Source organism: Marinobacter salexigens, from assembly GCF_018860765.1.
Lineage (GTDB): Bacteria > Pseudomonadota > Gammaproteobacteria > Pseudomonadales > Oleiphilaceae > Marinobacter > Marinobacter salexigens_A.
Window position 1 is genome coordinate 333,453 of sequence record NZ_JAHKPV010000001.1, and the last position, 21,803, is coordinate 355,255.

Annotated in this window: 16 protein-coding genes; 10 read left to right on the plus strand and 6 right to left on the minus strand. The window is 53.0% G+C overall.

Annotation, left to right across the window (positions count from 1 at the left end; all coding sequences use genetic code 11):
• Positions 1–180: 180 nt before the first annotated feature.
• Positions 181–2,196 (minus strand): TonB-dependent receptor domain-containing protein, encoded by a 2,016-nt coding sequence (locus tag KO508_RS01540; RefSeq protein ID WP_252737757.1) that lies wholly within the window; start codon positions 2,194–2,196, stop codon positions 181–183.
• Positions 2,197–2,439: 243 nt separating this feature from the next.
• On the opposite strand from KO508_RS01540, the gene gdhA reads away from it, so the two are divergent.
• The 5 genes from gdhA (at position 2,440) to KO508_RS01565 (ending at position 10,478) form a co-directional block, all read left to right on the plus strand.
• Entirely contained in the window at positions 2,440–3,789 is a 1,350-nt protein-coding gene (gdhA, locus tag KO508_RS01545; protein ID WP_216006584.1) for an NADP-specific glutamate dehydrogenase, read from the plus strand.
• Between the two features lie 17 nt (positions 3,790–3,806).
• Positions 3,807–6,383, plus strand: a complete 2,577-nt coding sequence (locus tag KO508_RS01550; RefSeq protein WP_216006585.1) for a PEP/pyruvate-binding domain-containing protein — start codon at positions 3,807–3,809, stop codon at positions 6,381–6,383.
• A gap of 17 nt (positions 6,384–6,400) precedes the next feature.
• Positions 6,401–7,669 carry a sensor histidine kinase gene (locus KO508_RS01555; RefSeq protein ID WP_216006586.1) on the plus strand — a complete coding sequence of 423 codons (1,269 nt, stop codon included), beginning with the start codon at positions 6,401–6,403 and terminating at the stop codon, positions 7,667–7,669.
• Complete coding sequence (locus KO508_RS01560; protein ID WP_216006587.1) at positions 7,666–8,199, plus strand: response regulator transcription factor; 534 nt, start codon at positions 7,666–7,668, stop codon at positions 8,197–8,199. The genes KO508_RS01555 and KO508_RS01560 overlap by 4 nt, the downstream gene beginning before the upstream one ends.
• 116 nt (positions 8,200–8,315) lie before the next feature.
• A complete protein-coding gene (locus KO508_RS01565; protein WP_216006588.1) occupies positions 8,316–10,478 on the plus strand; it encodes a putative bifunctional diguanylate cyclase/phosphodiesterase in 2,163 nt (720 codons plus the stop codon).
• Here KO508_RS01565 and KO508_RS01570 read toward each other — a convergent pair.
• From KO508_RS01570 to KO508_RS01585, 4 genes are all read right to left on the minus strand, one after another.
• Entirely contained in the window at positions 10,414–11,073 is a 660-nt protein-coding gene (locus KO508_RS01570; protein WP_216006589.1) for an energy-coupling factor ABC transporter permease, read from the minus strand. The two genes, KO508_RS01565 and KO508_RS01570, sit on opposite strands and share 65 nt — an antisense overlap.
• Before the next feature lie 111 nt (positions 11,074–11,184).
• Positions 11,185–12,918: a SulP family inorganic anion transporter gene (locus KO508_RS01575; RefSeq protein WP_216006590.1), complete on the minus strand. Its 1,734-nt coding sequence runs from the start codon at positions 12,916–12,918 to the stop codon at positions 11,185–11,187.
• A 7-nt stretch (positions 12,919–12,925) separates the two neighbouring features.
• Entirely contained in the window at positions 12,926–13,792 is an 867-nt protein-coding gene (locus tag KO508_RS01580; protein ID WP_216006591.1) for an MBL fold metallo-hydrolase, read from the minus strand.
• Positions 13,793–13,876: 84 nt separating this feature from the next.
• Entirely contained in the window at positions 13,877–15,385 is a 1,509-nt protein-coding gene (locus tag KO508_RS01585; RefSeq protein WP_216006592.1) for a sensor domain-containing diguanylate cyclase, read from the minus strand.
• Between the two features lie 202 nt (positions 15,386–15,587).
• Between KO508_RS01585 and KO508_RS01590 the strand changes: the two genes are divergently transcribed.
• Together KO508_RS01590 and KO508_RS01595 are read left to right on the plus strand one after the other, a co-directional pair.
• Entirely contained in the window at positions 15,588–16,241 is a 654-nt protein-coding gene (locus KO508_RS01590) for a peroxiredoxin (RefSeq protein ID WP_216006593.1), read from the plus strand.
• 201 nt (positions 16,242–16,442) lie between these two features.
• Positions 16,443–17,159 (plus strand): adenosylcobinamide-GDP ribazoletransferase, encoded by a 717-nt coding sequence (locus KO508_RS01595; RefSeq protein ID WP_252737873.1) that lies wholly within the window; start codon positions 16,443–16,445, stop codon positions 17,157–17,159.
• A 3-nt stretch (positions 17,160–17,162) separates the two neighbouring features.
• On the opposite strand, the gene KO508_RS01600 is transcribed toward KO508_RS01595, so the two are convergent.
• Positions 17,163–17,831, minus strand: coding sequence for a DNA-3-methyladenine glycosylase I (locus tag KO508_RS01600; protein WP_216006595.1), 669 nt, complete (start codon positions 17,829–17,831; stop codon positions 17,163–17,165).
• A 223-nt stretch (positions 17,832–18,054) separates the two neighbouring features.
• On the opposite strand from KO508_RS01600, the gene KO508_RS01605 reads away from it, so the two are divergent.
• From KO508_RS01605 to KO508_RS01615, 3 genes are read left to right on the plus strand one after another with little or no spacing between them, the layout of a single operon-like run.
• On the plus strand, positions 18,055–19,539 hold the full coding sequence (locus KO508_RS01605) for a YfcC family protein (protein ID WP_354667991.1): 1,485 nt from the start codon (positions 18,055–18,057) through the stop codon (positions 19,537–19,539).
• Between the two features lie 14 nt (positions 19,540–19,553).
• Positions 19,554–20,783: an arginine deiminase gene (locus KO508_RS01610; RefSeq protein WP_216006596.1), complete on the plus strand. Its 1,230-nt coding sequence runs from the start codon at positions 19,554–19,556 to the stop codon at positions 20,781–20,783.
• Between the two features lie 18 nt (positions 20,784–20,801).
• Positions 20,802–21,803, plus strand: a complete 1,002-nt coding sequence (locus tag KO508_RS01615) for an ornithine carbamoyltransferase (RefSeq protein WP_216006597.1) — start codon at positions 20,802–20,804, stop codon at positions 21,801–21,803.

Consider the following 21,803-nt stretch of genomic DNA (forward strand, 5'->3'; position numbering starts at 1 on the left):
ATGGTAGGACATAGCCAACCACCCTCAGTTATGCCGCATACTCATTCAGAGCATAGCCTATGGCACTGAAAGCAGTTCATGGAGCCGTATGTAAAAAAACCCCGTGCAGGAGGAGTAATCCTGCACGGGGCGAAGAGTTACCCGCCGGCTATGAGTAGCGGGCAACCGCCATTACAAGGTTTACCATCTGGCCGTCAGTGCAGCGCGCAACGTGCGTCCCGGTTCATTCACGCGCACAGCGCTTGCATTGAACGGGTCTGTGTTTGCGCGGCTCACATGTGGCGCCCAGGTGTTATCAAACAGGTTATCCAGAGCCCAGCTAAAAGTGAGGTACTCCATTAACGGGTGACTACCCGAAAGGCTAAACACGCCATACCCCGGTGAGGTTCCCGCATCCAGACCAGACAGTGGGTCGATGCGATCCTGACGGCGAGCCAGTTGCCACTGCGCTTCAATACTGTGGCCCAAGCTCTGCCAGCCCAGAGTTTGCACAAACTGAACCGGCGGAATTTGTGAGAGGGCCTTATTATCATCACGGTTCTCACCGCGAACGGAAGCCAGCGCACTGCTGCTGCTCCATGTGCCGTCTGTCCAGCCAACGTTTACTTCAACACCTAACAGTCGCGCATCAATATTTTTATAACGGGTACAACCTTTGGATTTGCCGCATTGGGCCTGAGTTTCTTTATAGCGCAGTACAAAATCATCCACCTGATCAACCCAAACAACCGGCTTCCAACTCCATTGATTTTTACTGCCGTTTAGGGCCAACTCCAATTTGTGGTGTTTTTCGGTATCCAGATCGGGGTTACCAATCCAACTGTCGCTCATGGTGTTGCGGGCCAAATACCGCTCGGTAACACTGGGGCTTCGCACGCTGCGGCTGCCTGTGAGAGTCAATGCCTGATTCTGTGGCAAGCGCCACTCACCGGAGACAAACCCACTAGCATTATTGTCTTCAACTTCTACCTCGGTTGTTCCGTAGGCACCCTGGTATAGCATGGCGGGGGTCATATTCATGCTCGCAATACTTCCGGCCTTTGTGGCGTCCATTTCCACTCGGTCGTATCGCAGACCCGCTCCCACTTTTATATCCTGTGCGATGCGCTGAAAGCCTTCAGCAAACAGCCCAACACGCTCCCTTTCCACGCCGGGCCACATAAGTGATACGGTCATTGGCATGGGATTGGTTAGATTAAGCAGGGTGGCATCCCAGTCGTTGGTCTCTACATCTGCGCCTATGGCCCAGTCTGTTGAGCCAGCAGGGCTTTGATCAAGAGTAAAACGCAGGCCACGAGTTTCGGTGATGGAGTTCGTCTGCATTTTCATCATGCCAGCCTGCCGCAAGCTAAAGTTATCCATGATGTGGTCAACATCCGCCTGCCAGGCCAGCAAGTTCCACTCACCTTTCGCTACCGGGGAGCCAATTTCTAAGCGGTAAATGTCCGTGTCGGTTTGTGGCGCATCCATGCCGGATCCAGCGTATTTCACATCGCTTTCTTCCTGCTGGCTGACCATGCCTTTAATAAAAAAGCCGTTCTCAGCGGTCCACGCAGCATCAACGCGGCCTTCAGCATTTTCATAGGCGCTACGTACCTTGTTGCCATCGCCGTCTTCGTAATCGTCTGCTTCGTCATAGCCCCCTGAAAGCCTTAGCCATGCATCCTCATTGCCCACTGCCACAGCAGCGTTTACCAGCTTGCCACTACCGTTGTCCGATCCGCCAAGGGTTACCTGCCCGGTAGTTGCTTGCCCGTTAAACTTCGGAGCGGCAGTGGTAGCAATCACTTGACCACCAGCAATAGGGCCCCAGCGCAATGTGCGGTTATTGGTTCTGACTTCCAGTACCGGGGCCAGCGCACTGCTCAAGCGGCTGGTAGGCGGGTCCATGCGATTGGGGCAAGCGCCTTCCACCCGAATACCATCCAGCAACACATCTACTCTTTCCTGACTTTGCCCCCGCACTATAGGCTCCAGACCACGACCACCCATTCGGGAGAGAGAGACCGACGGGTCCGAAGCCAACCGGTTTACCGGCTCACTTGCTAGCAGAGCTGAAGCGTTTTCGCTGGTGCGGCCATCGGTTACCCGGATAATCAAGGTGTCTCCCGTTGTTTGAGCAAAAGTCAACGCTGGCGATGCTGCGAGACCAACTACAAGTGCTCTTGCGCAGCTCGCAAATACTCGGTCTTTCATTCAAGGGCTTCCCGATGTGGTTCTTTTATCAATCTGAAGAGCAAAACTGTCCGGCAATGATAAACAGACCGGGGGCGACACGCGTGAGACACAATGCCGCATCTCTATGGGGGTATCCATTCTAGCGCCTGTCTGGCACTCGCTTGCCAAATCGCCCGCAATATGATCAAATCACCGCCCCATTTTTCCACCATCCTTTCCATTTTCCTGCAATAAGCAAGAACCGAAATAAGGAAGACTTTTATGGCTGCCCGACTCGATGAGAAACTGGAGCTGATTTACGAAGACGTTCTGCACCGCAATCCGGGTGAAAACGAATTCCATCAGGCTGTACATGAAGTTCTGGAAACACTCGGCCCCGTTTTGGTGAAGTACCCGGAGTTTGCCGAGAAGAAAATTATCCAACGTATTTGCGAGCCTGAGCGCCAGATCATTTTCCGTGTGCCCTGGCAGGACGATAGTGGCGAGATCCACATCAACCGCGCCTTCCGCGTGGAATTCAACAGCGCCCTGGGCCCCTACAAAGGCGGCATGCGTTTTCACCCGTCTGTTTATCTAGGCATTATCAAATTCCTAGGTTTCGAGCAGATCTTCAAGAACGCCCTGACCGGCCTGCCTATCGGCGGCGGCAAAGGCGGCAGCGACTTTGATCCCAAGGGTCGCTCCGATGATGAAATCATGCGTTTCTGCCAGAGCCTGATGACAGAACTGTATCGCCACATTGGTGAATACACAGACGTTCCTGCCGGTGACATCGGCGTAGGTGGCCGCGAAATCGGTTATCTGTTTGGCCAATACAAGCGTATCACCAACCGCTACGAGTCCGGCGTACTAACCGGCAAAGGCCTCGACTGGGGCGGCAGCCGCGCACGTACCGAAGCAACTGGCTATGGCACAGTATTCTTCACTCAGGAAATGCTGAAGGCCCGTGGCGACTCCATGGAAGGCAAAAAAGTGGTAGTTTCTGGCTCTGGTAACGTCGCCATCTACGCCATTGCAAAAGCTCATGAGCTAGGTGCCAAGGTTATTGCGTGCTCTGACTCCGGCGGCATCATTGTGGACGAGAAAGGTATTGATCTGGCCGCTCTGAAGCAGATCAAAGAAGTGGAACGTCGTCGCCTTAGCGCCTACACCGAGTTCCACAAAGACGCAAAATACGTTAAGGGCGGCAGCATCTGGTCAATTCCTTGCGATATTGCACTGCCTTGCGCTACCCAGAACGAGCTTAACGCCAACGATGCCAAAACTCTGGTTGAAAATGGCTGCATTGCGGTCGCCGAAGGCGCCAACATGCCTACCACACCCGAAGGTATCGCCATCTTCCAAGACGCCAAGTTGATGTACGGCCCGGGCAAAGCTGCCAATGCCGGTGGCGTTGCAACCTCAGCTTTAGAGATGCAGCAGAACGCCAGCCGTGATTCATGGACCTTCGACTACACTCAAAAGCGCCTTGAGGACATCATGATCGATATCCACAAGAGCTGCTATGAAACCTCAGCCGAGTTTGGAGCTGAAGGCAACTATGTACTCGGTGCAAACGTTACCGGCTTTATTAAGGTAGCTCGCGCCATGCAGTCTATGGGCGTTATTTGATCACGGAGTAGCAACACATGAACGGGAGCGGCGGAAACCTACAGGATGATAACCGGGTTTCCACTGGCCTCCCGGGGCTTGATGATGTTCTTGACGGCCTGAGAATTGGCGATAATGTCGTCTGGAGAGTCAGTGATCTAGACGACTATCGCCGATTCGTTACTCCTTTTATTGAGTCTGCGGCGTCCGCCGGGCGCCGTATCATCTACCTCCGTTTCGGCCAGCACCCGCCGCTGGTGTCCAAAAGCGCCAACATCCATATTGAAAACGTCGACGCTCTAGGTGGTTTCGAGACCTTTACCGGAAGAGTTTGGCGCTTAATTGAAGAGCATGGCCGTGGCGCATTCTACGTATGCGATTGCCTGAGCGATCTCCTTGATGCCTGGGCCACCGATGCCATGGTCGGTAATTTTTTTAGGGTGGTCTGCCCCTTCCTCTTTGAGCTAGATACCGTCGCGTGGTTTGCCCTGCACCCGGATCGGCACTCCCGTACCACCTTGGATCGAATCCGACAGACCACTCAAGTTATGGTGGACGTTCACCGGCTAGGTGATGACGTACAGATACAGCCGATCAAAGTCTGGTGTCGGCAATCCCCTACCATGTTTCTGCCGCACACCGAGTACAAAGGTCGTTTTGTTCCGGTAGACGACAGCAGCAATGCCACCCGTCTTCAGGCTGGCCTGGAACTTGCCCAGTTACATCGCCAACCACTATTGGACTACTGGGACCGGCTATTTATGCAGGTAGTCGGTGCACTTGAAGGCGACGACCAAGAACAAGTTGCAGATATTCAGAACCGTGTACTGAACGTCCTGATCAGCCGGGATCCACGCATGCTGGATTTGGCTAGAAACTATCTTGGTCTTGAAGACCTACTAGCCATACGCGCTCGCATGATTGGGAGCGGTTATATTGGTGGAAAAGCTGCTGGCATGCTGATAGCCCGCAGCATTCTGCTGACCGACAAGCCCGATATCTGGCAAGAATGTCTGGAGCCCCATGACTCCAGTTATCTGGGCTCAGATGCTTATTATGCCTACCTCGTTCACAATGGTTTGTGGCCAGCGATTATGCGCCAACGCTCTGCCGACGGTTACTTCAGCGAGGCCTCTGAACTACGCCAAGGTTTGCTAGCGGGCAGTTTTCCGCCAGAAATCCGGGCCGAGTTGGAACGTCTGCTAGACCATTATGGCCAATACCCGATTCTGGTGCGCTCAAGCAGTTTGCAAGAAGATGGTTTCGGCAACGCGTTTGCCGGTAAGTACGATAGCGTTTTTCTAATCAATCAAGGTGCACCAGAGCATCGCCTTGCTGCGCTTGAGGATGCGATCCGTCAGGTCTATGCCTCCACCATGAGTGAAGACGCTCTGGTCTACCGCAAACAGCACAAGTTAGATCAGAAGGAAGAACCCATGGCCCTACTGATCCAACGAGTCAATGGCCGCTTCCATGGGCGTTACTATTTGCCAGATGCCGCTGGAGTTGGCGTTTCTCGCAATACCTTTGCCTGGGACACCGACATGAACCCCGCTGCAGGTATGGTTCGTTTAGTCATGGGTTTAGGCACGCGCGCCGTTGACCGAATTGAAGACGACCACGCCTGCGTTATGGCGCTGGACTATCCGCTCCGTCAGCCCTTTCGAAATCAAGATGGGAGCTACAGGTTTTCCCAACACCTTCTGGATGTTCTCGATCTGCGGGAAGGAAAATTGTCTACGCGTCCATTAAGCCAGCTTACCCAAGAGGTTTCAGACCTACCCCTCAGCCATCTGGGCGAAGTGGATCAGACCGCCAGCCAGCGAGCACGGGAGCTGAGTTTGCCTTCACCAGTATGGCGACTGACCTTCCAGCCTCTAGTACGTAATGGCCATTTCGTGGCTCGCCTCTCCAACCTACTGAGCGCGCTAGAAGCTGGGTATAGCCACCCGGTCGATGTGGAGTTTACCCTACATCTGAACAGTGTCGGTGAACCGACTTTTAACCTAGTGCAGTGCAGACCGCTGGCAACCATCGGCGAAGCCACCGCGACAGAAATACCCAAGGAGATACCTGGCTCGAATCTTCTGTTCCGCACAATCGGACACTTCATGGGCGGCAATATAAACCTCGAAATCCAAAGGGTTATTCGGGTGAACGCGAGCGTTTACAGCCAATTAACCGTGAGCCAAAAATACGAGGTTGCAAGCCTTGTGGGTGAGCAGGTGCGCGCAGAAAACAGCAAAACTATGCTCATAGGTCCAGGTCGCTGGGGAACAAGCAGCCCAGAACTGGGTGTACCAGTTCGCTTTGCGGACATCGCGGGCGTTGCCGCTCTGGTGGAGGTAGCGGAAATGGACGGCAATATGGTGCCAGACCTTTCCTACGGCTCACATTTTTTTCAGGATTTAGTCGAAGCCGGAATCGCCTATGTAGCACTTTTTCCCAATGGCCGGAACTGTATTTATCAGCCGAATCAGCTTGTCGACATAGACGGGCACACACAAGAGATCACTCCTTTGGCCGCCATACAAAGCTTCGACCTGCGCGCAACACCGCTACAACTGACCGGCGATGTGATCAGCCAGAATTTGGTTTGCTATTTTCAAGATTGATACCGGACAATTAACTCATGGAATGGCTCACTCACTCTCAAACCGGTTTCCGACAAGCTGCTCGCTACCTGCTCAGCATGCGCTTGGCCATTGTTGGTCTTCAGCTTGTTGCGATCGCGGTAGCGGAAACCGTTATAACCCTTGCCTATCGAGCTGAAGCACTCATTCTTTGTTTGCTTTACGGCGTTCTCGCCACGCTGGGCTGGCTCTGGTTTACCCGCAGACCACCACGCTCTCCAACCAGTGTAAGTTTGGGCTTGGCCCTTGATCTGGCCCTAATTGGCGGATGGCTTTTTCTCACTGGCGGCTACACCAACCCGCTTGTTTCTTTATTGCTGCTTCCTATCGCTGTGGCGATCATTCTGGTTCCCCTAGGCCAAAGCCTTGCCCTGACTCTCGCGGGGATCGGCGTATATACCGCTTTGGTAGTTTGGCACTCGCCAATTACCCAGGGCCATCATGACGCTAATCTCGCTCAACTGCATCTCGCAGGAATGTGGGTCACTTTCGCAATGACGGCAGTGATTTTGCTGTTGGTTGTGGGCGCATTGGCACGGCGTATACGCCAACAACAAACGCAGTTGTCCAACATTCGTGAAACCCGGTTGCGCGATGAACAGATCATTGCGCTAGGGCTTTCTGCGGCGTCTGTAGCTCACCGCCTTGGCACGCCGCTAAACACCATGACCCTGCTTGTTGATGAAATACGCTCTACATTCCCAGACCCTGTTTTGGTGGAAGATCTTGCCCAAATGGAAAAACAGCTAGGGCTTTGCGGACAGCACTTGCAGCAACTAACCAGTGCGGCAACTCAAGCAAAAACAGCGCAACTGGAGAGCATCTCCGCCCATAAATGGGTAGCACGGCTGAGGGAATCAGCAACACTTCTGTGGCCAGCTGCGCCCATTGATTGGCCAGCCAAGGTTCCCGACTGTCGGGTTGCGGTAGACGCCACCTTGGACCAAGCCATTCTGAATCTTCTTGCGAACGCCCTAACAGTCAGCCCATCGTGGGTGGCTGTTAGCGTACGATGCGCCAAAAACAGCCGGGTCGAAATGATAGTGGAAGACCATGGCGACGGGTTGGAAGCTGCTTTCCAAGACTCTCTTGGTGAACAGATAGTGGGCTCGGAAAGTGGTTTGGGGGTAGGGCTTTTCCTTTCCAACGCGACTATCCAGCGATTGGGTGGCTCTTTGAAGGCGCGCGTTGACCCACAGGGTACAACCATGATCATCGACCTGCCAAGAGTGAACACCGACAATGCGAGCATAGGAGGCAGTAAGTGATTGCTAGCGAACAATGGCTGCTGATTGATGACGACGCTGCGTTTTTGGAGGTGCTTACACGGGCCTTAAGCCGCCAAGAAATTGAGGCCACAAGCGCCCAATCCCACGCCGAAGCGCTCAGCGCTTTGAACGAAAAAGCATTTCGAAACTGTGTTCTAGACCTGAATCTTGCTGGTGAGAGCGGTCTGCAACTGCTGCCGGAATTACATACCCTGCAACCGGATCTGAACGTACTGGTACTCACCGGCTATGGCAGCATTGCCACAGCAGTTGAGGCTATGCGCCGGGGTGCTATCAACTATTTGTGCAAACCGGTTACCGTTAGCCAGCTTCTGAGCGGATTTGAGGCTCTAGCAACAGTTCCGGATCTGCGCCCCGAGCCGCCTTCGGTGGAAGAAATGGAGTGGGAGCACATTCAACGGGTGCTAAACGAACACGAGGGCAATGTGTCTGCCACAGCCAGAGCCCTGCACATGCACCGAAGAACCTTGCAGCGCAAACTGCAGAAACACTCTCGTTGGCGCAATTGACATATCAGACACAGGATTGACGCACATCAATCCTGACACCCACAATTAGAAGTAACCTAAAAGGCTGCCTTCCAGATATGACCGCTTGAAATGTCCGCGAAGGCGCAAATTGAACAATGCCAAATATAGAGGATCCACTGGACAAAGTGCCCACCCCCAAGGTTGACTCCAAACGCTTGTCTCTGATTGCGAGCGCCAGCCGCAATATGATTTTAATCCTTGACGCAGCAGGCACAATTGAGTGGGCAAACCCCAGCTTTCTAGACAATACGGGACACGAACTGAAGAACATCTTCGGCATTCGCCCCCCTGAACTGCTCCAAGGCCCCGCCACAGATACGACAACACTGAGACGTATCGTCCGGGAACTGCACAGGGTAAATCAATTCGAAGAAGAAATTTTGCTTTACACCCGTACCGGGGAACCGTTCTGGGTTCACGCCTTCGGGCTGCCTATTGGCGAAGAGCATGGGGTGGAGCCAGGCTTCATCGTGATCATGAACAATATTTCTGATCACAAACACAGCGAACGCGGCCTTCGTATTGCCGCCAATGTATTTGACCATAGCCATGAAGCCATCATTATTACAGATCAAAAAAACCACATTCTTGATGTAAACCCATCATTTTGCCGCATTACCGGGTACAGTCGCGCCGACGTTCTAGGCCTTAATCCCTCCATTCTCAGCTCGGGGCGCCACTCCTCGGCCTATTACCGATCTATGTGGAAGAGCATTGAAGAGTTTGGGTTCTGGCGTGGGGAAATTTGGAACCGGCGGAAAAACGGGGAAGAATTGGTCGAACTGCAGTCCATTAGCCGCATTCATCTGGACGAATCTGGAAGCTATTACCATGTGGCCAACTTCACCGATATCACAGAGCTGAAAAACCACGCCAAAAACATAGATCGGGCGGCAAATTACGACGATCTCACTGGTTTGCCCAATTTACAGCTGCTTAAAGAGCGATTGCACCAGGCTCAGATACAGGCGGACGTCCACCAAAAAAGCCTGTCAGTGGGCTATATCGATCTGGATGGATTCAAGGCAATCAACAAAAACTTTGGAGCCGAGACAGGCGACAAAATTCTGCGCATTATGGCCAGCCGTCTGATGCAAGGCCTGCGCAGCGGCGACACCGTGGCCCGAATTGGCGGCGATGAATTTGGTCTTGTCCTGCAAAGCGATAACCATGACGCTATGTATGATCGGATATTGTCTACCATCAACGAGCCGGTTGATCTTGGCGACGAGGCGGGGTTAATAAGTATTACAGCAAGTCTCGGCATTACTCGCTATCCCACGGACAATGCAGATGCGGAAGGCTTGATTCGCCATGCAGACCAGGCCATGTATGCAGCCAAAGATAAAGGGCGAAATCTGCTGCACATCTTTGACCCGGAACTGAACGAGCATCGCCAACAGAAGCGCGCGCAACTCATAGAGCTCAACCGTGCGCTGGATAACAAAGAGTTTGAGCTCTACTTCCAGCCTCAAGTACAGATAGCGGATTGCAAAATTATTGGTTTCGAAGCACTTATTCGCTGGAATCATCCGCACAAAGGCCTGCTTTACCCCGACGCATTCCTGCCAACATTGGAAGCCAGCCATCTGGAAGTGCCCTTGGGTCAGTGGGTTCTTGAAGAGGCGGCTCTTCAGATGGGTCTCTGGCACGATGCAGGTGAGGATTTATCGGTCAGTATAAACATCAGTGCTCGACACCTGATGGACAGGAATTTTGCGCCCTACCTCGAAAACTATTTGCACAGCCGCCCTGCTATCAAGCCTGAACAAATAACTCTGGAAGTGCTGGAGTCGACCTCGTTGGATGACATCAAACGCGCCAGCGATGTGCTTGCCCGCTGCAAGGAACTGGGGTTCCGCGTTGCTTTGGATGACTTCGGCACAGGATTTTCGTCACTGTCCTACCTCAGCACTTTACCCATCGACCTTGTAAAAGTGGACAAGAGTTTTGTGATCAACATGCTCAATGATTCAAATGATCGGGCCATCGTGGAGAGTGTGATTTTTATGGGCCAGAGATTTCACCATCCCATTCTGGCGGAAGGCGTTGAAACTATGGACCATGCCCATGCCTTGAGCGACTTGGGTTGCGAATATATGCAAGGCTATGGGGTTGGGCGACCGATGCCCGCTGACAATGTTCTAGAATGGTCGCGGCAATGGCGCCAGAGACACCCCAAACGCGGAGTTTCTATCGATAACGACGCTGATCCAAGGTTGTCAGCCGGTCGGGATGGAATACCATCATGCCAGTAACGATCGTACCATTCACAAAGCCCTCCGGAATCATGAACAGTGGCAGATATCGCAGATAATCGTGGACCAACTCCGAAAACTCATACACTCCGCTAAACCAGAGCATAAGACACATCACCAGCCCTGCCACAGCCACGGATATGCCTGCCCCGAAAAAGCCGCAGAAAAAGATGTAGGCAAAGAAATTGCTGAAATTCCGGTGGCGTTCCCAAAGCATGATGCCATGGGTTACAAGCGCTGGAATCATAACCGTTACCAGAGCGTTGGCAGCAAACATGGTGACAGGTTCACGGCCGGTGATTACCGTGAGAATCAGGGCCAATAGCCCGGCGAAAACCGCCAGCCCCCAGCCAAGCATCAAGGTGACTGCGGTGATGCCAAAAATATGAATTGCGAGGCCGGGGTTGATGCCAGCGCGCAGTTGCCAAATAAAACCCAAAGCAACCGCAGCGCCAAAAAACGAATGCTGAAGTACATTGTCTGAGCGCAAAATGCACCAACGTACAGAACGTGCTGCTTGCGCTAGGATAAGCAGAAACAGAAACAGCGTTACAAACCACTGCGGGGTTGATAGCAGATTGTCGGTCATGCCCATAATGAAAAGCGCTCTCTGAAACCCGTGACCGGCTACATGATAACGGTGTTACCTGCTCCGTAACCAATGATCTAGGTGATACGAAGCAAAACCCGGAACAGAGGCTTGTCTTTAGGCGGCATCTTTTAATGGGCCCTGGTTACCCGTGAGCGCCTGCCAGGCTTCGTATGTGCTGAGGAATACCTGCCCCCCCAGATGCGAAAGAAACTCTGTGCGCTTCAAGCGATCCATTACCGGCCCTTTCACCTCGGAAAGGTGTAGCCGAACCCCGGCATCCTTCAGTCGTTCATTTATGGCCTCCAGACTTTCTAGGGCCGACGCATCCACTAGGTTAACCGCCGGGCATACCAGCACCAACTCTTTCAGTTCCGGCTCGCAGGCAGCCAAATCCATCACCGCCTCTTCCAGAAAGCGTGCGTTCGCAAAATACAGGCTTTCATCAACCCGCAAAAAGGTGACTTTCGGACACAGCTCAACCTTGTGCCTCAGAACATTGCGGAAGTGCTCCGTACCCGGAACCCTACCAACAACCGCGCTGTGAGGCCGGCTAGTGCGATAAAGAAATAGCCCTATGGAAAGCAATACCCCAGCAATAATGCCAGCCTCCACACTGTGCACAAGCGTCAGCACGATGGTTGCCAGCATGGCTCCAAAATCAGTACGGGAATAACGCCAAGTACGGCCCAGTGCGGGCAGGTCAATCAGTGTTGCCACGGCAACAATAATAGTTGCAGCAAGAGTGGCTTGCGGCAAAAACGCAATCGCGGGCGTCAAAAACAAGGTTGCCAAAGCAATCCCGACAGCGGCATAGGCACCCGCAGCTGGCGTCTCCGCACCCGCATCAAAGTTAACCACAGAGCGGGAGAATCCCCCGGTTACCGGCATACCGCCTGATAAGCCCGCACCCAGATTGGCTGTACCTAAGCCAATCAACTCTTGATCCGGGTCGATTTTCTGGCGCCGTTTAGCCGCCAAGGTCTGCCCCACAGAAACCGACTCCACAAAACCCACCACGCTGATCAATAAGGCGCTGACTGCCAGCTGCTGCCATAGCCCCAAATCCATGGAAGGCATGGTTAATTCAGGGAGTCCCGCAGGCACAACTCCGACCAATCGAACGCCTTGGGTATCAAGCTGGAGCAACCAGGCAACCAGCGTGGTTATTACTATCGCAAGAATCGGTGCAGTTTTGGTAAGGATATCCGCCAGCCGGGAACCCACACCTGAACGGATCAGCAGGGGCTTTAAGTGCTTGCGGGCAAAGACAAGAAATAGCAAAGCTCCGGAGCCAATCAACAGGGTTGGTACATTGGTATCGCCCAACGACACAACCAGCGATTGACCGATGGTCAACAGGTTCTGGCCAGACGCTTGTATACCAAAGATATGCTTTAGCTGGCTGGCGGCGATCACTATTCCAGACGCAGTGATAAAACCGGAGATCACCGGATGGCTAAGAAAATTGGCAAGAAACCCCAGTCGAAAAACGCCCATCATGGTGAGCATCAACCCAGACATTACAGCCAGCAGTATGGCGCCAGCAACGTATTCCGGGCTTCCAGCCTCAGCCAGAGGCGCCAGAGCGGCAGCGGTCATCAGGGAGACTACCGCCACGGGGCCCACTGAAAGCGTGCGGCTTGTGCCAAAGAGTGCGTAGAGGATCAGGGGTAGAATGCTGGCATATAAACCTATATGCGCAGGCAAGCCTGCCAGCAAAGCGTAAGCCAGAGATTGAGGAATCAGCATCACGGTTACAATAACCGCTGCCACCATGTCGCTGGTGGCTTGGCTACGCCCATACTCTGGCGCCCATTGAAGAATCGGCAAATAGCGTTTGAAGTTCATTCCGCGCTCAGAACAAGTTGACCGGAATCTTCAGGTACACCTGACCGTTATCCTCTGCTGGCGGCATTTCACCCGCCCGCATGTTGACCTGCACCGACGGTAGAATCAGCCGGGGCATGTCAAGGGTGGCATCGCGCTCGGTGCGCATCTTCACAAACTCATCTTCGCTAACGCCATCGTGTACGTGAACATTGGCCTCACGCTGCTCTGCGACGGTTGTTTGGTGCACATACTCGTCCCGGCCCGGGGCTTTGTAATCATGGCATAGGAAAATGCGGGTTTCGGAAGGCAGCGACAGCACCTTGCGAATCGACTGGTATAGCACACGGGCGTCGCCACCGGGGAAGTCGCATCGTGCGGTTCCATAATCCGGCATAAACAAAGTGTCGCCCACAAAAGCCGCATCACCAATCACATAGGTAAGGCAGGCAGGCGTATGGCCCGGAGTGTGCATTACCTGACACTCAAGGCCGCCAACGATAAAAGTGTCGCCTTCCCGGAATAGGCGATCAAACTGGCTACCATCGCGGGCGAACTCTGTACCCGCATTAAAAGCTTTACCAAAAATCTCCTGTACATCCCGTATGTGGGCGCCAATACCGGTTTTGCCTCCAAGTGTCTCGTGAAGATAGGGCGCAGCAGATAAGTGGTCCGCATGAACGTGGGTTTCCAGAATCCACTCAACCTTCAAATCATTGGCGCGCACGTACTCAATAATCTCATCGGCAGAGCGCACATCGGTAGTGCCTGCGGCGTAATCAAAATCGAGCACAGAATCAAGAATAGCGCAGGCCTGACTAGCAGGGTCGCGGACCACGTAACTGAAGGTATTGGTGGGTTCGTCAAAAAAATGCTGAACGATCGGGTTACTCACGATATTCACCTCCGTTGGGGTGGACTCTTAGGATTCAATTCTAAGGATATACCAAAACAGAATATAAGGTGAAATGCTCTTTTCTTATATGCGCGATACCCCTGATGCATCAACAATGCAGTCGCGCCCCGCCTGTTTTGCGGCATACAGCCTCTCGTCCGCCAACCCGATAATGGGATCAGGCGAATCTGGGGCGCCTCCCAGATCTTCAATACCGGCCACGCCCGCACTCACCGTCAGCGGTAGCCTCTGGCCTTTAAAAACGAAATCGTGACTGCGGACTGCACTGATAATGCGTTCTACGGTGAGGCGCACATCCAAGGGACCTATGCCACTGAACGCAACCACAAATTCCTCACCACCAAATCTCGCTACCACATCAACCCCTCGGGTTTGCTCCAGAAGAATGTCGGCAAACGCACGCAAGCACACATCCCCACCCAGGTGGCCAATAGAATCGTTGATACGTTTGAACCGGTCCAGGTCGAACATAGCGAGTGTGAAAGGTTCTCTATATCGATTAGCGCGGCTCAGCATTTCATCAAGCCTTGGCATCAGATAGCGGCGATTGTGCAGGGCAGTCAGGGGATCACGAATAGATTGATTAAGCAGCTCACTCTCAAGCCGGTTGCGCTCAAGTGCCCCGGAGATAAGGCCAGACACGATAATAAGGAGATCCGCCTGATCTTCACGCCAAGCGCGCTTACGCAGGGAGTCCACCCCAAAGAAGCCGGATACTACGCCACCAACACGAACCGGAACACAGAACATTGAACAAACACCCTGCTCTTCCAACATGGTGCGTTCTGGACCAACTGGAATCTGCTCAATTCCGGGCACAAACACAACCCGGTTGCCACTCACCATCTCGTCGATCTTGCGTTGCCACCACTCAAAATCATCCGTCGGTACACGGCGCTGGCTGTTAATCAGCGGCTGCACACCAGCTGCGCACCATTCGTGGGTGTTATCCATAACACAGTAATCCGACGAGAACTCATACAAATAGGCCCGATCCACCGCGAAAAACTCGCCGATGGCTTTCAACAACTCGCAAATGCACTCATCAATGGTACCAAAGGCATGGTTAATGAACTGGGTCGACAGTCTGGAAATCACCTTCTGAAAATCAGCCTGAAAGGCCGACTCTGCCTCGCGTTCTCTCAGCAAGTGCTCAAGCTCTTTGTAGTGCTGGATGTTATGAAACTGGCCGTACCAGACCGTGCTCCCATCCATTTGGCGTTCCGGTGCCGCATGGGCTTCAAACCATTCATAGTGGCCGGCATTCACTCTCACGCGAGCCTGACACCGCCAGAGTGTGAGAGCTCTGAGGGAAGCCTCAATACTGGCCTTAACACCTTCGGCATCCTCCGGGTGAACCGCAGAAAACACCATGCCGGCATTTCTGCGTAAAACAGCGGGATCAATCCCCAGAATGCTGTAGACCTGATCGCTGACAAACAGGTAGCGATGGGACGCCCTATCGGCACTCAGCCAATAGGTAAAGAGAACACCGGGAATACCCAAAGCCAACTTTCGGAAAAAAAAATCAGAGTCCGTATAACTCGGCCCTAGGCCGGACTGTTCTGCCATGAACTACTCGCACTTCAGGCGTGAATCAGGATGCTCTTAATAAGAATAGTCCAAAGTGCCATGCGCAGCTATTTTAGAACCGGGATCCGACGCCAGAGCTATCGATTGAAAGTGACTATAGCACTAATTGGAATATGGTTATTCCTTTAGGTGATTCTGTATCGTATAGTGATTTCATCATCAACAGCCAAGGAGCTCTAACATGGAACAACCCCACAACCCCGTATTTGGTTTACCACGCCTGAACGAACGCGCTCCGGATTTTAATGCCCCGACCACAGACGGCATGAAGAATCTGGACAGTTATAAAGGAAAGTGGCTGGTTCTTTTCTCACATCCGGCAGACTTTACACCCGTCTGTACTACTGAATTCATGGCCTTCGCCAAAATGGCTCCGGAATTCAACAAGCGCAACTGCGAACTGCTGGGCTTGTCCATCGACAGCCATCACTCGCACATTGCCTGGATGCGTAACATCAAGGAAAAATTCGGCATCGAGATACCCTTCCCGATTATCGCCGACCTTAAAATGGATGTTGCCCGCGCTTACGGCATGATTCATCCGGGTGCAGCCGATACCTCGGCAGTGCGCGCAACGTTCATGATTGACCCGAATGGTGTACTGCGGGCGATGGTGTATTACCCGATGAGCAACGGTCGCTCGATTCCCGAGTTCCTGCGGCTACTGGATGCCCTTCAGGCCAGTGATGAGCACGGCATTGCCACTCCTGAAGGCTGGCAACCGGGCGATCGCGTGATCGTACCGCCTGCGGCCACAGCAGCAGAAGCAGACGCTCGAGTGAAGTCTGGAGAGTACGACTGCAAAGACTTCTACTTCTGCACCAAAGAGTTATAAGTCTTTTAAAAGACTGGAAAGAGCGTTCTGATCGCTTAAGGAATACCATGGTGCCGAATACGCCGTATTCGGTATCATGGGTTCTTATTTTGGCAACCGGAGCCGGCCGTGACGGACCGCACCCCGCAATCTGATTCTACCCCCTCAGCATTCGAACCATCACATCATTCACCACTTTCACATGAATGGCAGGCATTCTGGCTGGCCGTTGGCTTTCTCACCCGCATTCCAATGCTCGTACACATCGATTATTCCCAGAAGCTGATGAACCAGTGCAGTATGTATTTTCCATTGGTAGGCCTTTTGCTGGGCACTTTGTATGCAGGTTTATTTGCACTGTTTAGTTTGGCTTGGAGCCCGCTGGTGTGTGTGCTGCTGGTACTGTGCTTTCACCTGTTTATTTCCGGCGCCTTTCATGAAGACGGTCTTGCCGACAGCGTAGATGCACTAGGCGGCGGTTATACCGTAGAGAAACGCTTGGAGATCATGAAAGACAGCCGCATTGGCACTTACGGCACCGTGGCTTTGGTGATGGCTCTGGGCCTGAAAGCCGCTCTACTGATGGACGCCCAAAGCATCTGGCTTGCACTGCTGGTGGCGCCTGCGATTTGTAGGCTTACACCCTTACTGCTGATGGTATTTCTACCCTATGTAACCGACCCGGATAAAAGTAAAAGCAAGCCGGTTGCGGAGGGGTTTTCGCGCATTCGTTTATGGATAAGCTGCGGGTTTACCGCTCTGGTCGCGGTTGTTTTCAGCCTGTGGTTACCGGGGCTGTGGCTGGCCGCAGCTACCGCAATCATTGCCGTGGCAGGGCTTTGGGGCTGGTATCTGCAACGGCAATTAGGCGGCTATACCGGTGATGCACTGGGCGCCAGTGTGGTGTTTTGTGAGTTGGTGTTTTTGCTTGGCATCTAATCCTTAATTTTCCACCGAAAACGATAGTATCCGCGATAACTGACTGTAGGGCAGGCCCGTTTCCAGATGCCAAGCGGTAAACGCCGCCTGCGCCTGCTGCAACCCTTTCTTGCTCATTGGCGAAGCATCCAAAAGTTTGGCGTGGCGTAGGCCGGAAACAACATCGCGGGACAGGATAAAGCCATCCCAGCCAACCATGCGCAAAAAATACTGCGCGCTGGTGCCTCCCAAGCGAGAACCGTTGCGTTTTAGCCAAAGCAGTAACCCCACTTGGTCTTCCGAAGACCACTTCTTCAAGAATGCCCCAAAGCTACCGTACTCCCGCGCTGCATCCATAATCATGCGGGCATTCTCTGGAACTGTGCGTATTTTCTGCATGTTGCGCACAATCCTCTCATCCCGAGCCAGCTCCTCCAGAACATCCGGCGGCACCTGCTGCCAGTAGGCAGGCACAAAACCATGAAAAGCCGCCTCGAAACCCGGCCATTTGTTGTCTATTACTCGCCACACAAAGCCAGCTTTAAATACACAACGAGTGATTTCCGAGAGATAGCGGTCGTCTGTTCGTTGCTCGAGCTCTATGGCTGGCGGTATTTTTGGCAGTAGGGTATTCAGTTGTTCGAGGCCGCCTTTGCGTGCAATGGCACGCTCATGAATATCTGAAAAACGCATAATTTCTCATCTTTGAATCATTGATATTTGTCTAAAAATTAATGTCACACATGTATTAATAGTGACCTAACTCAATTCATGTTGTCGCGGCTGGTCTATCCTAAAACTAGTCATTGGAAAACCGTGCTCATTTCTGGCTGAAAAGAGCAAAACGGTCGCAGCCGGGATTGAGACTTTTCGTTGGCTCTAAATAGCTGCCGATGTTGATTATAGGAGAAACGCTGTGAATGATAGCAATAGCTCCCCGACCCCTCCCGCTGATAAGTCTCTGGACAACCCACCAACCAACCTTGAGCAGGATTTGGCCACACGGTTCCCCACCGCCTACACCATTCTGTTTCTGCTGATTATATTTGTTGCGGCGCTAACCTGGATGATACCTGCAGGTCAGTACGATCGGGCGATGAACGAAGACGTCGGTCGCGAAGTAGCCGTTCCCGGCACCTACCAGACAGTGGACCCAAATCCTCAGGGTTTTATGGAGGTGATGCTCGCACCCACAGCCGGGTTTTATGATCCGGACAGTTACGTAGCCAACGCTATTGATGTTGCCCTGTTCGTACTTTTCCTAGGCGGCTTCCTCGGGGTAATGAACGCCACAGGGGCCATTGATACCGGGATACGCAGCGCCATGCGACACCTCAAAGGCCATGAAGTCTGGATGATCCCGATATTGATGACCCTATTTGCCATTGGCGGCACAACCTATGGTATGGCCGAGGAGACGCTGGCTTTCTATGCCATTTTGATCCCGGTAATGATGGCCGCCGGATACGATGCAGTAACAGGGGTGGCCATCATTCTAGTCGGTGCCGGTATCGGTGTACTCGGCTCAACCATTAACCCATTCGCCACAGTCATCGCAGCCAACGCGGCTCAAATTCCCTTCACTGACGGCATTGTCGTGCGCTTTATTCTGCTGATTGGCGGCCTGCTAATTTGCTCGGCTTACGTTATGCGATATGCCATTCGTGTAAAAGCAGATCCTTCTCGTTCGGTTGTTTCCCGGCAATGGGATGCTCACCGACGGCTTTTTCTGGGCAAGCACGAGAATGAAGTCGATGACTCCACACTAACCAGAACACAAATTGTTGCCCTGCTGATTTTTGCTGCAACCTTTGTTGTCATGATCTGGGGCGTTTCGTCACAGGGTTGGTGGATGGCCCGTATGGGTGCGCTGTTTTTTGGTGCAGCTATCGTAATCGGGTTTATTGCCCGCCTTGGCGAGAAGAAACTCACCGGCAGTTTTGTAGACGGTGCACGCGACCTTTTGGGTGTCGCTCTGGTGGTGGGTCTGGCAAGGGGCATTGTGGTGATTATGGATCAGGGAATGATTGCAGATACCATTTTGCACAGCGCTGAAACATCCCTCGGCGGTCTGCCGGAACTGGCGTTTATCAACCTGATGTTCTGGATTGAGATAGGCATGAGCTTCTTTGTACCCTCTTCATCCGGGCTGGCGGTTCTGTCAATGCCGATTCTGGCGCCGCTTGCTGATTTCGCCAACGTGGGCCGCGACCTTGTCGTCACAGCCTTCCAGTCTGCCAACGGTCTAGTAAACCTAATCAACCCAACCTTTGCCGTAGTGGTCGGCGGCCTGGCAATTGGCCGTGTGTCCTACGACCGCTGGATAGCGTTTATTTGGCCGTTGCTTCTGATTCTTACCATCTTCATTTCGGTGGTTATCAGCGCAGCCGCACTCATTTAATGGAGGATTAAACCATGTCCGAACACACGCTTGGAGTACATTCAGAAACCGGAAAACTGCGTCAGGTGGTTGTTTGCCGCCCTGGCCTAGCACACCGGAGGCTAACCCCATCCAACTGCGACGCCCTGTTGTTTGATGACGTTTTCTGGGTGAAGCAAGCCCAAAAAGATCACGACGTGTTCGCTGGCGTGATGCGGGAGCGGGGCGTTGAGGTTCTTGATGTTAACGAGTTGCTGGCCGAAACCTTGAACATTCCAGAAGCCCGAAAATGGATTCTGGATCATCGGATTACTTGGAACGACATAGGCGTGGGGATGATTTCTGATCTACGCGCTTGGATGGACGAGTTGTCAGGCAGCAAACTATCGGAATACCTGATTGGCGGGCTTGAAGTAGGAGACCTGCCGTTCGACCCTACCGGGCTATTCGGCAATCACTTGGGCCACTACGGCTTCGTACTACCGCCGTTGCCCAACTACCTGTTCACACGAGACAACAGCGCATGGATCTACGGCGGTGTAACTCTAAACCCCATGTACTGGGCTGCGCGCCAACCCGAGACCCTGTTGATGGCAGCCGTCTATCGCTTCCACCCGAAATTTGCGGGTAAAGTGGATGTGCTCTGGGGTGACCCTACGAAAGACCATGGCCTTGCCACACTCGAAGGCGGCGATGTGATGCCCGTGGGCAACGGTGTTGTACTTGTGGGTATGGGCGAGCGCTCATCGCCGCAAGCTGTAGGGCAACTGGCGAATGCTATATTCGAAAGAGGCACGGCTGAACGGGTAATTGCCTGTCAGATCCCGAAATCCCGAACCGCCATGCATTTGGACACCATTTTCACATTCTGCGGCGGCAACGTTGTCACCGCGTTCAAAGAGGTCGCGGATGAAGTAGTCTGCTACGACCTCACTCCGGGAACCGGTGATAAGCACTTAGCTTTCCGTCAGGATTCCAGGCCGTTGTTTGATGTGGTTGCAGAAGTACTCGGCTATCAATCTCTGGACGTTGTCGCAACCGGTGGTAATGACCCAGCCGAACGTGAGCGGGAGCAATGGAACGATGGCAACAATGTGCTGGCGCTAAGCCCAGGAGTCGTTATCGGCTACGACCGCAACGACGACACCAACGCAGCATTGGAATCAGCAGGCATTGAAGTGCTGTCTATTCCCGGCGCCGAGCTAGGCCGTGGCCGCGGCGGTGGGCGTTGCATGAGCTGCCCCACAATGCGTGACCCCATCTGACGGTAAAGGATAAAAATCATGGCGTTTAACCTGAAGAATCGTCACTTCCTGACCTTACGGGATTTCTCCCCGCAAGAAATCAGTTTTCTGTTACAGCTATCCAAAGATCTTAAAGCAGCGAAATACGCCGGTACTGAGGTTCCTCAACTCAAAGGTAAAGAACTTGCGCTGATTTTTGAAAAAAACTCGACTCGAACGCGAGTAGGTTTTGAGGTGGCCGCTTACGATCAGGGAGCTCGTGTCACCTATCTTGGTCCCACAGGTACCCATATCGGTCACAAGGAGTCGGTGAAAGATACAGCGAGGGTGTTGGGGCGAGTCTACGATGGCATTGAGTATCGTGGTTTTGGCCAAAAAATTGTTGAAGAACTCGCAGAGTATGCCGGAGTTCCGGTTTACAACGGCCTGACCGATGAGTTCCACCCCACGCAGATCCTTGCCGACTTCCTAACCATGCAAGAGCACGCTGAGAAGCCCTTGCATGAGGTGGCCTATGTTTATGTTGGAGATGCCGCAAACAATATGGGTGACAGCTTGTTGATCGGTGGCGCAAAAATGGGAATGGACGTGCGGTTGTGCGCACCAAAAGCCTGCTGGCCGAATCAGGAAATCATAGATGAAGCTCATGCTCTCGCCCAAGAAACCGGTGCCCGAATCACGATTACAGAAGATTTGGGTGCTGCTGTTGACGGGGTAGATTTTGTCTACACCGATGTATGGGTCTCCATGGGCGAGCCAAAAGAGAGGTGGGGCGAGCGGATCAAGCTGTTAATGCCTTATCAGGTGAACGCCGCACTAATGGAGAAAACCGGCAACCCGCGAGCCCGTTTTATGCATTGCTTGCCCGCTTTTCACAATACCGAAACAACAGTAGGCAAAGAGATAGAGGCCGAATTCGGCATTACCGCCATGGAGGTGACGGACGACGTTTTCGAAAGCCCTGCATCCATCGTGTTTGATCAGGCCGAAAACCGCATGCACACCATCAAGGCAGTTCTGGTCGCCACACTCGGAGCCTGA

Excerpts from the sequence above, each read along its gene's own strand:
- KO508_RS01540 (WP_252737757.1), bottom strand. The coding sequence starts at position 2,196 with ATGAAAGACCGAGTATTTGCGAGCTGCGCAAGAGCACTTGTAGTTGGT.
- gdhA (WP_216006584.1), top strand. The coding sequence starts at position 2,440 with ATGGCTGCCCGACTCGATGAGAAACTGGAGCTGATTTACGAAGACGTT.
- KO508_RS01550 (WP_216006585.1), top strand. The coding sequence starts at position 3,807 with ATGAACGGGAGCGGCGGAAACCTACAGGATGATAACCGGGTTTCCACT.
- KO508_RS01555 (WP_216006586.1), top strand. The coding sequence starts at position 6,401 with ATGGAATGGCTCACTCACTCTCAAACCGGTTTCCGACAAGCTGCTCGC.
- KO508_RS01565 (WP_216006588.1), top strand. The coding sequence starts at position 8,316 with ATGCCAAATATAGAGGATCCACTGGACAAAGTGCCCACCCCCAAGGTT.
- KO508_RS01570 (WP_216006589.1), bottom strand. The coding sequence starts at position 11,073 with ATGGGCATGACCGACAATCTGCTATCAACCCCGCAGTGGTTTGTAACG.
- KO508_RS01575 (WP_216006590.1), bottom strand. The coding sequence starts at position 12,918 with ATGAACTTCAAACGCTATTTGCCGATTCTTCAATGGGCGCCAGAGTAT.
- KO508_RS01585 (WP_216006592.1), bottom strand. The coding sequence starts at position 15,385 with ATGGCAGAACAGTCCGGCCTAGGGCCGAGTTATACGGACTCTGATTTT.
- KO508_RS01590 (WP_216006593.1), top strand. The coding sequence starts at position 15,588 with ATGGAACAACCCCACAACCCCGTATTTGGTTTACCACGCCTGAACGAA.
- KO508_RS01600 (WP_216006595.1), bottom strand. The coding sequence starts at position 17,831 with ATGCGTTTTTCAGATATTCATGAGCGTGCCATTGCACGCAAAGGCGGC.
- KO508_RS01610 (WP_216006596.1), top strand. The coding sequence starts at position 19,554 with ATGTCCGAACACACGCTTGGAGTACATTCAGAAACCGGAAAACTGCGT.
- KO508_RS01615 (WP_216006597.1), top strand. The coding sequence starts at position 20,802 with ATGGCGTTTAACCTGAAGAATCGTCACTTCCTGACCTTACGGGATTTC.